This window comes from Pseudarthrobacter phenanthrenivorans (assembly GCF_036455295.1).
Lineage (GTDB): Bacteria > Actinomycetota > Actinomycetes > Actinomycetales > Micrococcaceae > Arthrobacter > Arthrobacter phenanthrenivorans_C.
This window is the reverse complement of the sequence record NZ_JAYXNX010000019.1, coordinates 48,975-66,233: the sequence shown is the minus strand read 5'-3', so window position 1 is coordinate 66,233 and position 17,259 is coordinate 48,975. Positions and strand designations below refer to the sequence as shown.

18 protein-coding genes are annotated in these 17,259 nt (G+C 67.1%); 10 read left to right on the top strand and 8 right to left on the bottom strand.

The annotated features are described in order from the left end of the window. Window positions 1-153 precede the first annotated feature (153 nt). The 6 genes from VXJ37_RS18725 (at window position 154) to VXJ37_RS18700 (ending at window position 5,766) form a co-directional block, all read left to right on the top strand. Window positions 154-2,274 (top strand): S9 family peptidase, encoded by a 2,121-nt coding sequence (locus tag VXJ37_RS18725; RefSeq protein ID WP_331324540.1) that lies wholly within the window; start codon window positions 154-156, stop codon window positions 2,272-2,274. 169 nt (window positions 2,275-2,443) lie between these two features. Next, window positions 2,444-2,953 carry an amino-acid N-acetyltransferase gene (locus VXJ37_RS18720; RefSeq protein ID WP_331324539.1) on the top strand — a complete coding sequence of 170 codons (510 nt, stop codon included), beginning with the start codon at window positions 2,444-2,446 and terminating at the stop codon, window positions 2,951-2,953. Window positions 2,954-3,201: 248 nt separating this feature from the next. Then, window positions 3,202-4,203 carry a dihydroxyacetone kinase subunit DhaK gene (dhaK, locus tag VXJ37_RS18715; RefSeq protein ID WP_331324538.1) on the top strand — a complete coding sequence of 334 codons (1,002 nt, stop codon included), beginning with the start codon at window positions 3,202-3,204 and terminating at the stop codon, window positions 4,201-4,203. Window positions 4,204-4,205: 2 nt separating this feature from the next. Further along, complete coding sequence (gene dhaL / locus VXJ37_RS18710; RefSeq protein WP_331324537.1) at window positions 4,206-4,838, top strand: dihydroxyacetone kinase subunit DhaL; 633 nt, start codon at window positions 4,206-4,208, stop codon at window positions 4,836-4,838. Further along, window positions 4,835-5,557 carry a dihydroxyacetone kinase phosphoryl donor subunit DhaM gene (gene dhaM, locus VXJ37_RS18705; RefSeq protein ID WP_331324536.1) on the top strand — a complete coding sequence of 241 codons (723 nt, stop codon included), beginning with the start codon at window positions 4,835-4,837 and terminating at the stop codon, window positions 5,555-5,557. Before dhaL ends, dhaM begins: the two co-directional genes overlap by 4 nt. Window positions 5,558-5,592: 35 nt before the next feature. Continuing rightward, complete coding sequence (locus tag VXJ37_RS18700) at window positions 5,593-5,766, top strand: hypothetical protein (RefSeq protein WP_331324535.1); 174 nt, start codon at window positions 5,593-5,595, stop codon at window positions 5,764-5,766. A 28-nt stretch (window positions 5,767-5,794) separates the two neighbouring features. Here the strand turns inward: VXJ37_RS18700 and VXJ37_RS18695 are convergent, their stop codons facing one another. Then, entirely contained in the window at window positions 5,795-6,226 is a 432-nt protein-coding gene (locus tag VXJ37_RS18695; protein WP_331324534.1) for a DUF3592 domain-containing protein, read from the bottom strand. 58 nt (window positions 6,227-6,284) lie between these two features. Further along, window positions 6,285-7,211 (bottom strand): A/G-specific adenine glycosylase, encoded by a 927-nt coding sequence (locus VXJ37_RS18690; RefSeq protein WP_331324542.1) that lies wholly within the window; start codon window positions 7,209-7,211, stop codon window positions 6,285-6,287. 175 nt (window positions 7,212-7,386) lie between these two features. Between VXJ37_RS18690 and VXJ37_RS18685 the strand changes: the two genes are divergently transcribed. Continuing rightward, window positions 7,387-8,091: a hypothetical protein gene (locus VXJ37_RS18685; protein ID WP_331324533.1), complete on the top strand. Its 705-nt coding sequence runs from the start codon at window positions 7,387-7,389 to the stop codon at window positions 8,089-8,091. Between the two features lie 147 nt (window positions 8,092-8,238). Here the strand turns inward: VXJ37_RS18685 and disA are convergent, their stop codons facing one another. The 3 genes from disA to VXJ37_RS18670 form a co-directional block, all read right to left on the bottom strand. After that, window positions 8,239-9,315: a DNA integrity scanning diadenylate cyclase DisA gene (disA, locus tag VXJ37_RS18680; RefSeq protein WP_331324532.1), complete on the bottom strand. Its 1,077-nt coding sequence runs from the start codon at window positions 9,313-9,315 to the stop codon at window positions 8,239-8,241. Between the two features lie 269 nt (window positions 9,316-9,584). Beyond that, window positions 9,585-10,073, bottom strand: a complete 489-nt coding sequence (locus VXJ37_RS18675) for a 2'-5' RNA ligase family protein (protein ID WP_331324531.1) — start codon at window positions 10,071-10,073, stop codon at window positions 9,585-9,587. A 59-nt stretch (window positions 10,074-10,132) separates the two neighbouring features. Continuing rightward, window positions 10,133-10,363, bottom strand: a complete 231-nt coding sequence (locus VXJ37_RS18670) for a hypothetical protein (protein WP_331324530.1) — start codon at window positions 10,361-10,363, stop codon at window positions 10,133-10,135. Window positions 10,364-10,544: 181 nt separating this feature from the next. Here VXJ37_RS18670 and VXJ37_RS18665 point away from each other — a divergent pair, with 181 nt between their 5' ends. Continuing rightward, window positions 10,545-12,158, top strand: a complete 1,614-nt coding sequence (locus VXJ37_RS18665) for a peptide chain release factor 3 (protein WP_331324529.1) — start codon at window positions 10,545-10,547, stop codon at window positions 12,156-12,158. Window positions 12,159-12,164: 6 nt separating this feature from the next. Then, complete coding sequence (locus tag VXJ37_RS18660; RefSeq protein WP_331324528.1) at window positions 12,165-13,394, top strand: beta-ketoacyl-[acyl-carrier-protein] synthase family protein; 1,230 nt, start codon at window positions 12,165-12,167, stop codon at window positions 13,392-13,394. Between the two features lie 76 nt (window positions 13,395-13,470). Here the strand turns inward: VXJ37_RS18660 and VXJ37_RS18655 are convergent, their stop codons facing one another. Next, window positions 13,471-13,959: an NUDIX domain-containing protein gene (locus VXJ37_RS18655; protein WP_331324527.1), complete on the bottom strand. Its 489-nt coding sequence runs from the start codon at window positions 13,957-13,959 to the stop codon at window positions 13,471-13,473. Window positions 13,960-14,094: 135 nt separating this feature from the next. Here VXJ37_RS18655 and VXJ37_RS18650 point away from each other — a divergent pair, with 135 nt between their 5' ends. Continuing rightward, a complete protein-coding gene (locus VXJ37_RS18650; protein ID WP_331324526.1) occupies window positions 14,095-14,334 on the top strand; it encodes a hypothetical protein in 240 nt (79 codons plus the stop codon). A 329-nt stretch (window positions 14,335-14,663) separates the two neighbouring features. On the opposite strand, the gene radA is transcribed toward VXJ37_RS18650, so the two are convergent. Next, window positions 14,664-16,037, bottom strand: a complete 1,374-nt coding sequence (radA, locus tag VXJ37_RS18645) for a DNA repair protein RadA (RefSeq protein ID WP_331324525.1) — start codon at window positions 16,035-16,037, stop codon at window positions 14,664-14,666. 29 nt (window positions 16,038-16,066) lie between these two features. After that, entirely contained in the window at window positions 16,067-17,194 is a 1,128-nt protein-coding gene (locus tag VXJ37_RS18640; RefSeq protein WP_331324524.1) for an FUSC family protein, read from the bottom strand. Window positions 17,195-17,259: the final 65 nt, after the last annotated feature.

Genomic DNA, 17,259 nt, shown 5'->3' with positions numbered 1-17,259 from the left:
GTGGAGCTCGCACATTTACGAGTCCAACTTTCGGGGACCACTTCACAAGGAGCGGCGGGGCTTTCGCGTTGCCACTTCAGTTCCCCCGGCTGCCTGGGACGCAGAGGCGCGTGGCGGCTGTGACGGGCGGCACAAGCCGTGTTGAATCGGGGCATGGCTAATCAGAATCCGGCGATCCCGGACGAGCAACCACTGACCCCTTTCCACGACCTTGAGCACTACCTGTCCATCCCGCGGGTAAGCGGCCTGGCCCTCGGCCCGGACGGTTCGCGTCTGGTGACCACAGTCGCCACCCTGAACGGCAAGGGCACCGAGTTTGCCACTGCCCTTTGGGAGCTGGACCCGGCCGGGCAGAAGCATGCCCGGCGCATCACCCGCAGCGCCAAGGGCGAGGCGGGTGCGGCTTTCGCCGCTAACGGCGACGTCTACTTCACGTCCGCGCGTCCCGACCCCGACAGCCCGGACGAAGAGCCGGTCAACGCACTGTGGCTCCTACCCGCGGATGGCGGCGAAGCCCGGGTGGTACTCAGCCGTCCGGGTGGCGTCGGCAGGGTGATGACGGCCAGGGATGCCGATGCCGCGTTCGTGACGGCCGAGGTACTGGCCGGATCCGCCGATGAAGAGGACGAGGCCGCGCGGCGCAGGTCCCGGAAGGACATGAAGGTCTCGGCAATCCTGCACAGCGAGTACCCGGTCCGTTTTTGGGACGCCGACCTGGGCCCGGGCCAGCCACGGATTTTTGCGGTGGAACCCGGGGAAGGCAAGGGGCCCGGCAGGCCAGCGACCGTTGACACCACCCCGCCGTTGGTACTGCGCAATCTCACGCCGGACGCCGGCCCGCGGCTGAGGGAGGCAGAGACGGTGGTCAGCCCGGACGGGAAAACGGTTTACAGCAGCTATACGAAACCCCTGGCCAGGGCGGACAGCCGTTCCATCCTGGTGGCGGTTGATGTGGCATCAGGCAGCCGCAAGGTCCTGCTCGACCACGAAGGCGTGAGCTACTTCCCCGGCCCGGTCAGCCCGGACGGCAGGACCTTGGTGGTTGTCAGCGAGAGCGATTCCACGCCCCGGCGGCCCCCTGAGATCAAGATGCACCTGCTGGACGTCTCCGGGGCCAACGGGAAGGCCGGCGGCCTGCAGCCACTGGCCCACGACTGGGACCGCTGGCCAAAGCCGGCGGCGTGGCTTCCGGACGGCTCCGGCATCCTGGTCACAGCGGACGACGACGGCGCGTCGCCGGTTTTCCGGGTCAGCCTTCCGTCGGCTGCCGCTGAAGTGGGCGTCACCCGCCTGACGCAGGACGCCGCGGCATATTCCGACGTCGTGGTCTCCCCTGAGGGACGCTTCGCGTATGCCTTGCGCAGCTCCTACGAATTCCCCGCCGAGGCCGTGAGGATCGACCTCGCCACGGGGGAGACCACCCGCCTTCCTGCCCCCGCTGACCGGCTGTCCTGCCCCGGCCGGTTGGAACGGATCGCGGCCACGGCCCGGGACGGCTCCCGGGTCCCCGCCTACCTTGCCCTCCCCGAGGGCGCATCGGCGGACAATCCGGCGCCCCTGCTCCTGTGGATCCATGGTGGTCCGCTGGGGTCCTGGAACGCCTGGACCTGGCGCTGGAACCCTTGGCTCCTCACAGCAAAGGGATACGCCGTGCTGCTGCCGGATCCAGCGCTGTCCACCGGTTACGGGCAGTCATACATACAGCGCGGCTGGGGCTCCTGGGGCAAGGCGCCGTTCACGGACCTCATGGCCGTTACCGATGCGGCCGTCGCACGGCCGGACGTCGACGAGACCAGGACTGCTGCGATGGGCGGCTCCTTCGGCGGGTACATGGCCAACTGGGTGGCAGGCAACACCGACCGGTTCAAAGCGGTTGTCACCCACGCCAGCCTGTGGGCGTTGGACCAGTTCGGACCCACCACTGATGCCTCGCAGTACTGGCTGAAGGAAATGACCGAGGAAATGGCACTGGAAAACTCACCGCACCTGCACGTCAGGAACATCAGCACCCCCATGCTGGTGATCCATGGGGACAAGGATTACCGCGTCCCCATCGGGGAAGGCCTGCGGCTTTGGTACGAGCTGCTGTCCAAGTCCCGCCTCGCGACTGACCAGGACGGGCAGACGCCACACCGCTTCCTTTATTTCCCCGACGAAAACCACTGGGTCCTGCAGCCACAGCACGCCAAGGTCTGGTACCAGGTGGTGGAGTGGTTCCTGGCCAGGAACGTCCTGGGCCAAGAAACCGAGCTGCCGCCCGAACTAGGCATCTAGATTGGTGGTCTTCGCGCCGTCGGCCGAGACATTTGCCGGCGCCTGCTCGTTCCTCGCTTTGACGGCGCCTACACAAATGCCTGACCGCCGACGCTTGTGGGCGGCCCACCATTAACGCCCCAGCCCGTCCGCAACCAATAGCAGCCGTCGCGCCTCGTAGGATGGCTTTGTGACCGACTCCTTCCACATCCGCCCAGCACGCACCAGCGACGTCCCTGCCATCAAGAGGCTGGTGGCGCCCCTGGCCGAGGAGCGCATCCTGATGGCCAAGGAGACGGTGGCCTATTACGAGAGCCTGCAGGAATTCCGAATCGCAGAAGCCAGCGACGGCGAAATGATCGGTTGCGGGGCGCTGCACGTCATGTGGGAGGACCTCGCCGAAATCCGCACCTTGGCAGCATCCGGGGAGTGGCGCGGCAAGGGCGTGGGACATGTCCTGGTGGAGAGCCTGCTGGAGGAAGCGCGTGCGCTGGGAGTTTCACGGGTCTTCTGCCTCACTTTCGAGGTGGACTTCTTCCGCCGCCACGGGTTCGAAGTGATGGCGGACCAGTCCGCGGTGGACCCCGAGGTCTACTCCGAGCTTCTTCGCTCCCATGACGAAGGCGTGGCGGAATTCCTGGACCTGGCACGGGTCAAACCGAACACCCTCGGCAACACCCGGATGATCCGGACCCTCTAGCAGCCTGCGGGGTCCCCTTCCTGCGGACCCCTCTTGGTTTTATTCGAATTGATGGATAAACTAGTTGCGGCCGATATGTGGGGGGCCTCAGGAAAGGGACAGTCATTGGGGGCTGTCCCTTTGCTGCGTCCGGCCCAGCGCTCCACTGTTGCAGGCGAAGAACCGGGCTGACCGAACCTACCGCGCGTGGTGACCCCGGTAGTAGGGTCGGAAACACATCCTTCAGGAGCACAGCCAGGAGCACCGCCGTGAAGAAACTCATCAACGATCCAAAAGCCGTTGTCCAGGAAACCGTCCAGGGCTTTGCCCTGGCGCACGCCGGACTGGTGAATGTCACTGAAGACCCCATTTACATCACACGCAAGGACGCGCCCGTGGCCGGCAAAGTGGGCCTGGTGTCCGGTGGCGGCAGCGGGCATGAGCCGCTGCATGCCGGTTACGTTGGGCAGGGGATGCTCGACGCCGCCGTGCCGGGGGCGGTATTCACCTCACCTACGCCGGACCAGGTCCTTCCGGCCACCCTCGCGGTGAACTCGGGCGCCGGGGTGGTGCACATCGTCAAGAACTACACCGGGGACGTCCTGAATTTCGAAACGGCCGCCGAGCTGGCGGAGGCGGAAGGCGTCAGCGTCCGCACCGTCCTGGTCAATGATGACGTAGCGGTGGAGGATTCGCTGTACACGGCAGGCCGCCGCGGCGTGGGCGGCACGGTGCTGGTGGAAAAGATCGCCGGCGCCGCCGCCGAGCGCGGTGACGATCTCGACGCCGTTGCCGCCATCGGTGAACGGGTCAACGCCAACGTCAGGACCATGGGCGTCGCCCTGTCTGCCTGCACCGTTCCGCACGCAGGGACGCCGAGTTTTGACCTGGCCGAGGACGAAATCGAGATAGGCATTGGCATCCACGGTGAGCCGGGGAGGCACCGGATCGCCATGGAGAACGCGGACAGCATCACCAACCGCCTGCTGGAACCCGTCCTGGCCGATTTGAAGATCGCATCCGGCGACAAGGTCCTGCTGTTCGTCAACGGCATGGGCGGCACCCCGCTCAGCGAGCTCTACATCGTGTACCGCAGGGCAGCGCAGGTACTCGGCGACGCCGGCGCCACGGTGGTACGTTCGCTGGTGGGCAACTACATCACCGCCCTCGAAATGCAGGGCTGCTCCATCTCGGTCCTCCGGCTCGACGACGAGCTGACGGAACTATGGGATGCGCCCGTGCACACCGCCGCGCTGCGCTGGGGCGTGTAACCATGCCCCTGGACGTTAATTGGGCCGTTAAGTGGCTTACGCTGTGCGCGCAGGCCATGGCTGAGCACCGTGTTGAACTCATTGAGCTGGACCGTGCCATCGGGGATTCGGACCACGGCGAGAATATGGACCGGGGCTTCCAGGCCGTCCTGGCCAAGCTTGGGGAATCTACTCCGGAAACGCCGGGGGCAGCGCTGAAGATGACCGCCATGACGCTGATGTCCAAAGTGGGAGGTGCCGCCGGTCCGCTGTACGGCACAGCGTTCCTTCGCGCCGCCACCGCCCTCGGCGATGCAGCCGAGATCGATGCCCCAGCGCTGGCCGCTGCCCTGGCGGCCGCGCGCGACGGCATCGTGGCGCGCGGAAAAGCGGAGTCAGGGGACAAGACCATGGTGGACGCGTGGACACCCGCCGTTGATGCTGCACGGGCGGCGGCCGACGGCGGCAGCACCAATGTCCTCGGCGTCCTGGTGGCGGCCGCCGAGGCTGCCGAAGCTGGGGCAGTATCAACCGATCCCATGGTGGCCCGTAAGGGCCGCGCCAGCTACCTTGGCGAACGCAGCGCCGGCCACCGGGACCCCGGTGCTGTCTCCAGTGCGCTGATCCTGCGCGCCGCCGTCGGGGCGGCTGCGTGACCGTCAGCATCGTCGTGGTGTCCCACAGCGAAAAAATTGCCGACGGCGCGGTGGAGCTTGCCGCCCAAATGGCGCCCGACGTCGTCATCCTGGCCGCCGGAGGCACCGATGACGGCAGGATCGGCACCAGCCTGGAGAAAGTCCTTGCTGCCCTGGAACAGGGGGGCGCCAGCGGGACCGGGACGACCGGGATGGGTGCAACCGGGACAGTGGTCCTGACCGACCTGGGCTCGGCCGTGATGACCGCCGAATCGGCGCTGGAGTTCCTGGAAAACCCCGCCGGCGTCCTGCTTGCCGACGCGCCGCTGGTGGAGGGGCTGGTGGCCGCGGCCGTCGCCGCGCAGGGCGGCGCGGACGTGCATGCCGTCAGGAAAGCTGCTGAAGCGGCCCGGGGTGCGGCGGCGGCCCAGCCTGGGCCGGGAGGGGCGGACTCGGGGATGGAGTCCGTCAGCAGCGCCGCCCCGGACTGCACGGGGGACTTTGAGCTGGTGAACCAGGCGGGCATGCATGCGCGGCCTGCCGCAAAGGTGGCAGGAGGCCTGGCTTCCCTTGACGCCGAGGTGACCATCAACGGCGTTGACGGCGCCTCCATGACCGGACTGATGACCCTCGGCGCCGGCAAGGGCACGGTGCTGCATGTGGAAGCGTGGGGGCCGGATGCGGAACGTGCCGTGGAGTACGTGGGTGGCCTGGTGGAGGCCGGCTTCGGCGAGCCATAGGCTCCCCGGCCGTTCCTGGGAATAAGCTCGATGGCATGGAACGGCCGTTGACAGAGAACTCCCAGGAAATTGAAGTGCTGGACGGCCAAATCTCCGTGGAGGAACTGCTCGCTGAACTGGGCTTCGACTGGAGTGCCGAACCGGCGGCCGGCGGCGGGGCGCTTGAAAATCCGGACGGCGAAACCTTCACCCAGCCGGCGCTCTTCTAGCCCTGCGTCTTCCGGGACGCCCGGTTTCCTAACCCAGCGGGAAGATGCCGATGAACCAGAGCGAGGCGATGGCAAACACGGCGAAGAACGCAATCAGGCATCCCATGGCCGTGCGCGGCTCGGATGAAACCTGGAGCGACTCGTTGGGGTTGGCGGGGTTGTACGCCACTTCGAACACCGAGCCGGGCAACGGCTGGTTCACGCCGGAAATCTCGGACTTGCCCATGAAGAGGGTGCCTTGTGGATCCGTGAACTGGTAGGTGGGGAAGTAGCGGAGGTTCCGGCCGGCGCCGCCCACGCCACCGGTCCAGCCTGTGGTGCTGCCGGTGACTGTAGCCTGCGCCTTGGGCCACTGAGCCATCAACCGTGCCTGACGCCTGGTCCGCCGCCCCGCATAGACCAGCGAAAAAATCGCGGCAGCAATGAACAGCGCCCACACGATGTACAGAATGGTTTTCATGGTTCCCCCGGTTCCGGTCACCAAGAAGTATGCCATCCCGGCCCGCGCGGCCGGCCGGTCAGGCTGGGAGGCGGAAGCCGCCGTCGTGCATCTCCGCCAACCCGTCCGCCAGCAGCCCCGCCAGCGCCCGCTCCAGCTGCTCCGGGGCGGAGTTGAGCCGGTGCAGCGCGGCGAGGGGCACGCCTATCCCTTCCGCGGCGTAGCCAAGGTCGGCAGGTTCACGCTGGAACATGTCCGGGTGCACCGGTGCCTCAGCCAGCCGCAGCACGGCCATGACCGCGCCCCGCACCTGCCGGTCCGTGCCGTGCCAGGACTGGCCCTTGGGAACGTACGACGGCGGCGGCTCGCCCGCCGCGAGCCAGGCACAGGAATCCTTCACCGGGCAGGCAGCGCACTTGGGTGCCCGGGCAGTGCACACCAGCGCCCCCAGCTCCATGACTGCTGCGTTCCAACGCACTGATGTTTCGTCGTCGTCCGGCAACAGGGCTGCGGCCAGGCGCATCTCCGCCGCCGTCAGGGCCGGAGCGGGAAGCGCGGCGCCGGAAACCAGCCGGGCGTGCACCCGGCGGATGTTGGTGTCCACCACGGTTTCCCGTCGGCCGTAGGCGAAGGCTGCAACGGCCGCCGCCGTGTAACTGCCCACGCCGGGAAGGGCCAGCAACTCCGCATAGGTGTCAGGGACCTTGCCGCCGTGGTCCTGCACGATGGCGGTTGCCGCGGCGTGCAGCCGAAGCGCCCTCCGGGGGTACCCCAGCCTGCCCCAGGAACGGACGGCCTCGCCTGCAGGTTCCCCCGCGAGGGCGGAGGGGGTGGGCCAGCGTTCCAGCCACTGGTGCCAGACGGGAAGCACCCGGACCACAGGGGTCTGCTGCAGCATGATTTCACTGACCAGCACGCCCCAGGGAGAGCAGTCAGGCTCGCGCCAGGGCAGGTCGCGTGCGATGCCGTCGAACCAGGAGTTGATCCGGCGGTGGAGCGCCTGCAGGTCTGCATGGCCCGTCGCGGCGTCCGCGGCAGTGGTGGAGGGGGAGGTTTGAGTGTCGATGCCAACACTGTAATGGAAGGGCTCCGGCGCGCCGAAAACCCGGTGTGACCAGAGCAATGGGCGCGCGGCGGCGTGGTGGCAGTGCAGAACCGGCGGGTTTCCCTAGCCTAGGAGGATGGGCAGGCAAGGCAATTCACCAGCACGCGGCACGGCAACGGGTTCCAGCACCGTTCGGAAGCCCAGCGCCGCGGTCTACCGCCGCCGCCGGCTGGTTGTTGGCGGCGCCCTGTTGCTGGTGATCGTACTGCTGGTCAGCGGTTTTGCGCTGGCGGGTGCCTTCACTGGCGGCTCGCGGCAGGCGTCATCCACGCAGCCCTCCTCGCCCGCCCCTGCTGCCACCGGCGCAGCCACCTCCTCTGCTGCCGCCACCCCTTCCGCTTCAGCATCGGCACCGTCCGCAGCGCCGTCGCCCACCGCTTCCGCAACGCCCACCTGCAACCAGAACCAGGTCACGGTGGCCGCTTCCACGGACAAGCAGGCCTACGGCCCCGGCGAAAACCCCATGCTCACGCTGACGGTGACCAACGGCGGGACCGTCCCCTGCGAAGTCAACATCGGAACGTCGCAGATGGAATTCCTGGTGACCAGCGGCTCGGACCGGATCTTCTCGTCAAAGGACTGCCAGGCCTCCAGCGAGGACCTGGTGAAGGTGATTGCTCCCGGCGCAAGCGAAACCGCAAACTTCCCCTGGAGCCGGAACCGCAGCACGGACGGCTGCAAGGCAGTGGCAGCAGCTCCCGGCGGCGGGGGTGCCTACTACATCTTCACCGCGAAGCTGGGCTCCCGGGCAAGCCCAAAGGCCGTCTTCCAGCTGAACTGACTTTTCCACCCATCGATTGCTCCGTAGTTGTCGTTTTGAGGGGTGAAAACGACAACTACGGAGCAATCGATGGGGTTTAGCCGTGGCGCTGGGGGTAGTGCTGCAGGGGCCGAACCGGCACGGTGCTGGGTTCGGCGGGGCAGGGACTTAGAGGAAGCGGTCCAGGAGGCTGGCCTCGGCCATCCGGCTCAGGCCCTCCCGCACGGTGCGGGCACGTTGGTCGCCGATTCCGTCCACTGTCATGAGGTCGTCGATCGTGGCGGCCATGAGGTACTGCAAACCACCGAAATGGTCCACCAGCCGGTCCGCCACCGCCTTGGGAACTGCCTTGAGGCCGGACAACAGCCGGTAGCCGCGGGGCTGGACCACCGCGTCCAGGTTGGCTTCACCACCAGCGAACCCTACGATCGCCGAGATCTTCCCCAGGTCAATAAGTTCCGTGGGGCCCAGGCTGACCAGTTCGTGGACGGCTTTTTCGATGTCCTCGGCGGAGGCGTGGGGGCTGGCATAGTCGCGGATGATCACGTCACTGCCCGGGCCCCGGCCCACGGTGAGCTCGTCGAGCTGGAGGGAGAGGAGCCGGCCGTCTTCGCCCAGTTCCAGGACGTACTGCGAGATTTCCTCGGAGATGCGGCGGACCATTTCCTGCCGCTGGAGGGTCACGGCCACATCCCGCACCGTCACCATTGCCTCGATTTCGAGGGCAGACAGCGAACTGGTCACCTGGTCCAGGCGGGCGCGGTAGCGCTCCAGCGTGGCGAGAGCCTGGTTGGCGCGGGCAAGGACGTTTTCTGACCCCTCCAGGACGTGCCGCAGGCCGTTGACGTACAGGGCGATGATCTGCATGGACTGGCTTACGGAGATAACGGGGACACCGGTTTGCTTGGCCACCCGTTCGGCGGTGCGGTGGCGGGTTCCGGATTCCTGCGTTTCGATGCTCGAATCAGGCACCAGCTGCACCGCGGCGCGCAGGATGTTGCCCGCGTCCTTGTCGCAAATGATGGCACCGTCCATCTTGGCCAGTTCGCGCAGCCGGGTGGGCGAGAATTCGATGCCGATATCGAACCCGCCGGAGCAAATGGAGTCGATGGTGCGGTCCGAGCCCAGGACGATCAGGGCACCGGTACGTCCCCGGAGGATGCGTTCCAGGCCGTCGCGAAGGGGAGTTCCGGGGGCAACCCTGCCCAGAGTTGCCCTCAGCGATTCTTCGGGGCTCCGCGCCATAGGTGTTTCCCTTCAAAGGTGCGGACCGCCGCCCGCAGGAATGCCGGCTTCTGCAGTTGGCCGGCAGGATCGAAAAATGCTCTGATTCCCGCAAGCTCAATGATAGGGGTAAGAAACCCAAGTTCCGCACGGGCAAGCCCCAAAGTGCCCCATTAGGGGGTACCCGGAACCGCTGGCAAAACGCCGTTTTCACACCGTGCCGGACAGGCACTTTTGTCCCTTTCAGGTCCCGGATGCGGCGGCACGTGCCCGGATGCCCACGGGTGGGTTTACAGCGGAGTGACCGTCCTGGTGCTGCTGTCCCAGAGACGCGCGGCCGTGCACCGTCCTGCCACGCGCAGGTCCAGTAACTCCATGGCTGTTCCCAGTTGCCCGGCCGGGATTCGGCTGGAAAGAGTGACGTGCGGCGTCCAGCCACCCGGAAGCGTCAGCGGCAACGCGCCGGTCAAATTGCAGTGGACCTGCCGGTGCAGTTGCAGCAGGGGAGTGCTCAGCAGTACCGATCTGGCCAGGACGTACTTGCCCGTGCCCGCTGGAAAAACGATCACTCCGGAGAATGCGATGTCCAGGGGAAGCGCCTGCCACGGACCGCCCTCCGCCAATTCCAGCTCCCCGCCGGCGGCAAGCGTGATGTGCGGACTGTTGCTGGGGGAGGTGTGGGCTGCCAGGCTGGGCACGCCCGCTGCCTGGAGCCGCGCCCAGTCCGCCCTGATAAGGGAATCGGTGGGTTCGTCAAAGACCAACTCGACGCTGCGCATGAACCCATCATGCCGTCACCCGGGGTTTAGTACGCCGGAGAAGGTGCCGGCGGCCAGGATCAGCGCCTGCGCTCCCTGAGCATCCGCTCCAGGTCCCTGCTGACTTTCGAAAGGGACGCTGCCCTCAGCGCCCTGTGTTCCGCGGGCGTCTGGACCCCGGGCTTTCCGGTGCCAACTGATGATGCGCCGGAGGGGGAGCCCTGGCTGCCAGACGGGCGGGGACCGTTGGCCAGGTTGGTGGCCAGGGGATCGAAGAAAAGGTTGCCGGAGAAGGTGGCGCCATGGATCATGCGCACACGCTATCCGGCCCGCATTTCGCAGCCTTGAACGTCCCGTTTCGCCCGCGTTAAGCGGAACCGGTCCCGTTTGCGGCCCTGCGATAAACTTGTACTTTGGCCGTTTGCCAATGACATTCCCGCCCTCGAGTCGCACACCGCCCCGGGCAGAAACAACCGCAGCGAAAGTAGCACCGTGTCCCAAGATGTCCTGACCCCCGCCCGGATCTCCGCGATTCACAAGGAAGCGGGCCGCCGCAGGACCTTTGCCGTTATTTCGCACCCGGACGCCGGAAAGTCCACGCTCACCGAAGCGCTGGCCCTGCACGCAAAAGTGATCGGTACGGCGGGTGCTTCCAGCGGCAAGGCCAACCGCAAGGAAACTGTCTCCGACTGGATGCAGATGGAAAAGGACCGCGGCATCTCCATCAGCTCGGCCGCCCTGCAGTTCTCCTACCGCGACACTGTCATCAACCTCCTGGACACCCCTGGCCACGCCGACTTCTCGGAAGACACTTACCGCGTGCTCGCCGCCGTCGACTGCGCAGTGATGCTCGTGGACGCCGCCAAGGGCCTGGAAACCCAGACCATGAAGCTCTTCGAGGTCTGCAAGCAGCGCAACCTGCCCATCATCACCGTCATCAACAAGTGGGACCGCCCGGGCCTGGATGCCTTGGCACTGATGGACGAAATCACCGAACGCACCGGCCTGCAGCCCATGCCGCTGACGTGGGCCGTGGGCATCTCCGGCGACTTCCGCGGCGTCTGGGACCTGCGCAACGACCGCTTCGCCCGGTTCCAGCGCAATAACGCCGGGGCGCAGATCGCCATCACCGAGTACTTCACCCCCGAGGAAGCCGCGGCGGACCAGGGCAGCAACTGGTCCGACGCCGTGGACGAAGCCGGTTTGGTGGTCGAGTCCAACCTCGAGTTCGACGTGGAGGCGTTCCACGCGGGCCAGGCCACCCCCATCCTCTTCAGCTCCGCCGCCCTGAACTTCGGTGTGAAGGAACTGCTGGACGCGCTGGTGGACTTCGCCCCGCCGGCCGCTCCCCGGCCGGACATCGACGGCAACGCCCGCCCGGTCGAGTCCCCGTTCTCCGGCTTCGTGTTCAAGGTCCAGGCCGGCATGAACAAGGCCCACCGTGACCACGTTGCCTTCATCCGGGTTTGCTCCGGCGTCTTCGAACGGGGCATGGTGGTCACCCAGACCCGGACTGGCAAGTCGTTCGCCACCAAATACGCACAGCAGGTGTTCGGCCGCGAACGCGAAGTCATCGACGAGGCCTACCCCGGGGACGTTGTGGGCCTGGTCAACGCGTCATCGCTGCGTGTAGGGGACAGCCTGTTCCTTGACGAAGCCGTGGAGTACCCTGCCATCCCGCTCTTCGCCCCCGAGCACTTCCAGGTGGCACGTTCCAAGGACCCCAGCAAGTTCAAGCAGTTCCGCCGCGGCATCGAGCAGCTGGAACACGAGGGCGTCATCCAGCTGCTCCGCTCCGACCTCCGCGGGGACCAGGCGCCGGTGCTTGCCGCCGTCGGGCCCATGCAGTTCGAAGTGGTGGAGGACCGCATGGCGCATGACTTCAGCGCCCCCATGCGCCTGGAGCGCCTGCCCTACTCCCTGGCCAGGATTACGACGGCGGATGCCATGCCTGCGCTGGCAAACGTACCGGGCGCCGAGGTGCTTTTGCGCTCCGACGGCGAATACCTGGCGTTGTTTAACGACGTGTGGGCGCTGCGCCGGATCGAGAAGAACCATCCGGACCTGACCCTCGTGCCCATCGGCACGCACAACCCTGCGAAGTAAGGCACCGTGAACTCTTCCGCACCCCGCGCCGTCATTACCGGTGCCGGCACCATCAACCCCCTCGGTGCCGGCGTCAAGGAGACCTGGGAGGCCCTGCTTGAGGGGCGTTCCGGCATAGGCAGCCTTGAGCAGGACTGGGCAGCCCAGCTGCCGGTGAAGATCGCCGGGCAGGTCAGGGCGGACCTTTCGGAGCACCTCAGCACCCGCGAAATGAAGCGCATGGACCGCTGCGGTCAACTGGCCCTGATCGCCGCGCGCGAGGCCTGGTCCCAGGCAGGCGCACCGGAAGTGGATCCCGAGCGGTTCGCCGTGGTGATCGGCTCCGCGTACGGCGGCCTCGGGTCCACCATCGAGCAGGACCGCACGCTGAACCAGTCGGGTCCGCGCAAGGTCTCGCCGCACACCCTGACCCGGCTCATGGCCAACGGTCCTGCCGCGTGGGTGTCCATCGACCTTGGAGCCCGCGGCGGTGCCCGAACGCCCGTCAGCGCCTGCGCCTCCGGGGCTGAGGCGATTGTCCAGGCGGCCGAGCTGATCCGCTCGGGCGCTGCCGACGTCGTGATTGCCGGCGGCGTGGATGCCTCAGTGAATGACCTGGTGATCAGCGGGTTCTCACAGATCCGGGCCCTGTCCACCCGCTCCGGCGATCCGCAGCTTGCGTCGCGTCCGTTCGACGCCGGCCGGGACGGCTTTGTGCTGGCCGAGGGCGCCGCCGTGGTGGTGCTGGAGAGCGAAGCGCATGCCCGTGCCCGCGGCGCAGCAGTGCTGGGGGCCGTCGCCGGTGGGGCCGTGACCTCCGACGCCAACGACATCGTCGCTGCCGATCCCGCCATGCAGCGCCGCGTCATGGAGAAGGCGCTGGCCTCTGCGGGCCTGCAGCCGGGGGACGTCGGATTCGTCCATGCGCATGCCACCTCCACGCCCGTGGGGGACCGGCTGGAGGGCCAGGCCATCAGCGACGTCTTCGGGGCTTCCGTTCCGGTGACGTCCACAAAGGGGCATACAGGCCACCTGCTGGGCGGCGCAGGCGCGCTGGCCGCCGTCGTGGTTCTTGAAGCCCTGCGCACGGGCCAACTTCCCGGCACCCTGAACGTTGACACGCTGGACCCGGAGGTGGACCTCAACGTCATTACCGCGGCCACCCACGAGCTTCCGCCGGGTTCTGCCCCCGCAGGCTTGGTGAATGCCTTCGGCTTCGGCGGCCACAGCGTGGCCCTGGTCCTCACCGCCGGTTAGCCAAGACGCCGGAACGCTGCGAATACGCCCCACCGTTCCGGCGATCCGGATGCAGCAGGGCGTTCCAGCGGGTGAACTAGTTGGCCGCCATGTCCTCAACCAGTGCGTCGAGGACGGGCAGCTGGCCTTTCACGAGCTTCAGCCGGGCCTCCTGCTCCGGAAACCAGCGGGCGTCGTCAATCTCGGGGTAGTGCTGGATCCTGCCGGACCCCTTTGGCCACTCCAACGGAAAGGTGTTGCTGCTGATCGTCTCGGGGGCGAAATCGGCCTCCGCCGTGAAGACAGTGATGAGTTTCCCGGAGGATTGCCGGAACTCGCCCAGCAGCCGGTAGGCGGTCTCGGGGGCGGCAGTTCCCATCTCCTCTGCGAACTCGCGCAGTGCTGCGGCCAGTGGGTCCTCACCGTCGGCATACTCGCCCTTGGGAATGGACCAGGCGTGCTCGTCCTTTCGGGCCCAGAAAGGGCCGCCCATGTGCGCTATCCACACCTGCAGCGCGTCCCGTGTGCCCCCGTGCCCGGCCGCGTCCTGCCGGTACAGCAGCAAGCCTGCGCTTCGAACGGGCATCGATCCTCCAAACGGGTCACTTCGCAGACGAAGTGCAGTTGCCTTCCGCCGTTAACGTGGCGTTCACGGCGCTGCTCTAGGTTATTCCCTCAGGCACATTGCCAGGCACTCTCCTCGAAAGGGACGGGACCACCCATGGCCAACATTGCTGAAGTTTTGGGCCGGCTGACGCCGGAAGAAGTGGATGAGCTCCGCAACCTTGGTCCGCAGGGCCACCTGCCGCGGCATCTGGTTGATGCCCTGGACAGGGCGGCAGGGGGAGCCGGCTCGGGCCGCGGGTACTACGTCTCGAACGGAAACGTCAGCGCCACCGGCGGCCCGCTGCTGGTGCTGCGCAGCGACGTCTCCCGCTGGCTGGCGGACCCGGCCTCCTGACTCCAGCCCGACCCGGACCGGGCCTCCTGAATGCCGCCCGACCCGGACCCGGCGCCGGGCCCGCGCTGCTGCAGCGTGGCCAGGCGGGCGCGGTCAGGGCCACAGGCTGCCGAAGACCCCATTACAGCCGGTGGGACACCACCGGCTGTAATGGCTTCCTGCGTCCATGGTGAACCGCGCGGGCGGTTCCCTGCTTTTCCCCGATTACCCACGCTGCCTGCGGCACAGAAGAGTAATCCTCCGTCTGCGAGAAGGTTCTGCGCCTGCATTACCGGGCAGTAACGGGCTTGCCGGGACCGGCTTCCCCTGGCGTCAACACGACACCGCTGCTAGCCGATCAGGAGGCTGAGGGCTTCCGTCAGGTGCTCTACTTCGCGCACGGAAAACCCTGCGGGCACCGGCCCGGGTCCTGCATGGCTGGCGGGAACCACCGCGTGGGTGAATCCCAGCCGGTGGGCTTCCTGGATGCGCTGGTTGATGCCGGGCACGGGGCGGACCTCCCCTGCCAGCCCTACCTCACCGAAGGCAATAAGCCGGATGGGCAGTGGTTTGCGGGCCTTGGCTGAGGCGACCGCAAGGGCAACGGCAAGGTCTGTTGCCGGTTCGCTGAGCTTCACTCCGCCCACGGTGGCAACGTAGGAGTCGTCCTTGTGCAACAGGGTCCCCGCACGCTGCTGCAGCACGGCCAACAACATGGAGACCCGCGAACTGTCCAGGCCGCTGGTGGCCCGCCGGGGCTGGGAGTTTGGGCTTTCGGCAAGCAGAGACTGCACTTCAGCCAGCAGGGGGCGGCGGCCCTCCATGGTGACGGTGATGCAGGTGCCGGAAACCGGGTCCTTGGTACGGCTCACGAACAGCCCGCTGGGATCAGCCAGGCCCTCGATGCCGTTCTCATTGAGGTCGAAGCAGCCGACATCATCGGTGGGCCCGTAGCGGTTCTTGACCGCCCGGAGCAGACGCAGCCGCGAATGCCGTTCACCCTCGAACTGGCACACCACGTCCACCAGGTGCTCCAGCAGCCGCGGGCCGGCGATGGAACCGTCTTTGGTCACATGGCCCACCAGCAGCGTTGTCATGTTGCGCCGCTTGGCCGCGGCAATGATGGAGGCCGCCACCTCCCTGACCTGGGACACGCCTCCTGCGCTGCCGTCCACATCAGCACTGCTGAGCGTCTGCACTGAGTCAACGATCAGCAGCCGCGGTTCGATCTTCTCCACCTGCCCCAGTGCCTGGCCAAGGTCCGTCTCGGCGGACAGGTAGAGGGATTCCGCGACGGCGTCGATCCGCTCCGCGCGCAGCTTCACCTGGGCGGCCGACTCTTCCCCGGTGACGTAGAGGACGTCCTGGGCAGTACGCGCGAACTTGGCTGCCACGTCAAGCAGCAGGGTGGACTTGCCCACGCCGGGCTCGCCTGCCAGCAGGATGACGGCGCCGGGAACCAGGCCGCCGCCCAGCACCCTGTCCAGTTCGTCAACACCGGTGGGGAGGAACGCCGCCGTGGTGGCATCGACGTCCGCGATCTTCCGCGCCGGTTCCGCCACGGTTGTGGCCGCCGTGGTCCGTGCCACTGCCGTGCCTGTTTCTTCCACCGTGCCCCAGGCCTGGCACTCGCCGCAGCGTCCCACCCACTTGGCGGTGGTCCAGCCGCATTCGGCGCATTTGTAGGCGGGCGCCTTGGAGGTCCGGGAAGTCTTTGTTGCCATGGGTTCAACCCTAATGGCGGCCACCGACACTACAGTGCCGGCAGCACGTCCCTGGCCTCGTCCGCGTCCATGCCCGTGGCCTCCAGGAGGTCCACCATCAACGGACGGAACAGCATGACCACCGTTTCGCCTTCAAGCCGCTGCACCTCCAGCAGCTTGGGGTGCAGGCGCAGGGCGATCTCGCTCAGGTCCCGGCGGGCCGTGCGCAGGTGGGCGCGCCGGACGCCGTCGTGCGATTCCGCAAGGCCCAGCGACAACTCGTCAATCGCGGCAGCGGTCTCCTGCAGCACCTCTGCGATGCTGTCCGTCGCCTCGTCCGAGAGGGCCGCATGGTTGATGGCGCTGGTCAGCCGCCGGGCGAAGACGCGGCTGTTGCGCAGCGCCAGGTCGATGAAGTCCAGCGACTGCTTCAGCCGCTCCAGTTCATCGCGGTGCCGCCGGTAGGCAGGTGCCAGGGTGGCCACCTCCCCGGACGCCCGGAGGGACTGGCGCATGGCGTCCACCAGGGGCTGGCAGTTCCTGCCGCGGATCAGCGCGTGCCAGGCCTGGGTGGAGTCGCTGTTGGCCAGGGCTCCGGCACACTCGCGCAGCACCTCTGCCAGCTCATGCAGCAGCTTCTGGACATCGCGGCGCGGTTCCCGGCGAGGATCCTTGGGCATGAGGATGGTGACCAGCAATGCGCACAGGCCGCCCACCACTGCATCGATACTGCGGGTGAACGGGCCGCCCGATGGCGCCGGCAGCAGCACCACCAGCAGCGACTGCAGCGCCAGCTGGGTGGTGAAGATGTTGCCACTGTCCAGGAACCTGGCCAGCAGGATGGAAAAAAGAAGGACGACGGCGGCCACCCAGATATCGCCGCCCAGCCAGTGCAGGAGCAGGTCACCGACGGCAATACCGATGGTGCAGCCCAGTCCCACTTCCATGACGCGCCGCAGCCGGGGCTCACGGGAAAAGCCGAGCGCGATCAGGGACGAGGTGGCGGCGAACAGGGGACCGGAGTGGCCAAGGATGTAATACGCGAAAGCGTAGGCGCCCACCGCGCAGACCGTCATCTGGATGGCGGGGACGATGGAGTTGCGGCTTCGGATCAAGCCGGTCCGGACACGACTGCGCAGGAATCGCTTTGATGCTGAAAGTCCTGCAGGGATGGCCATGGGCTCAAGTCTATTCAGTCCCCGTCGACTCTCTGGTGCATGTCCACTACGGCCGGACATGTGAT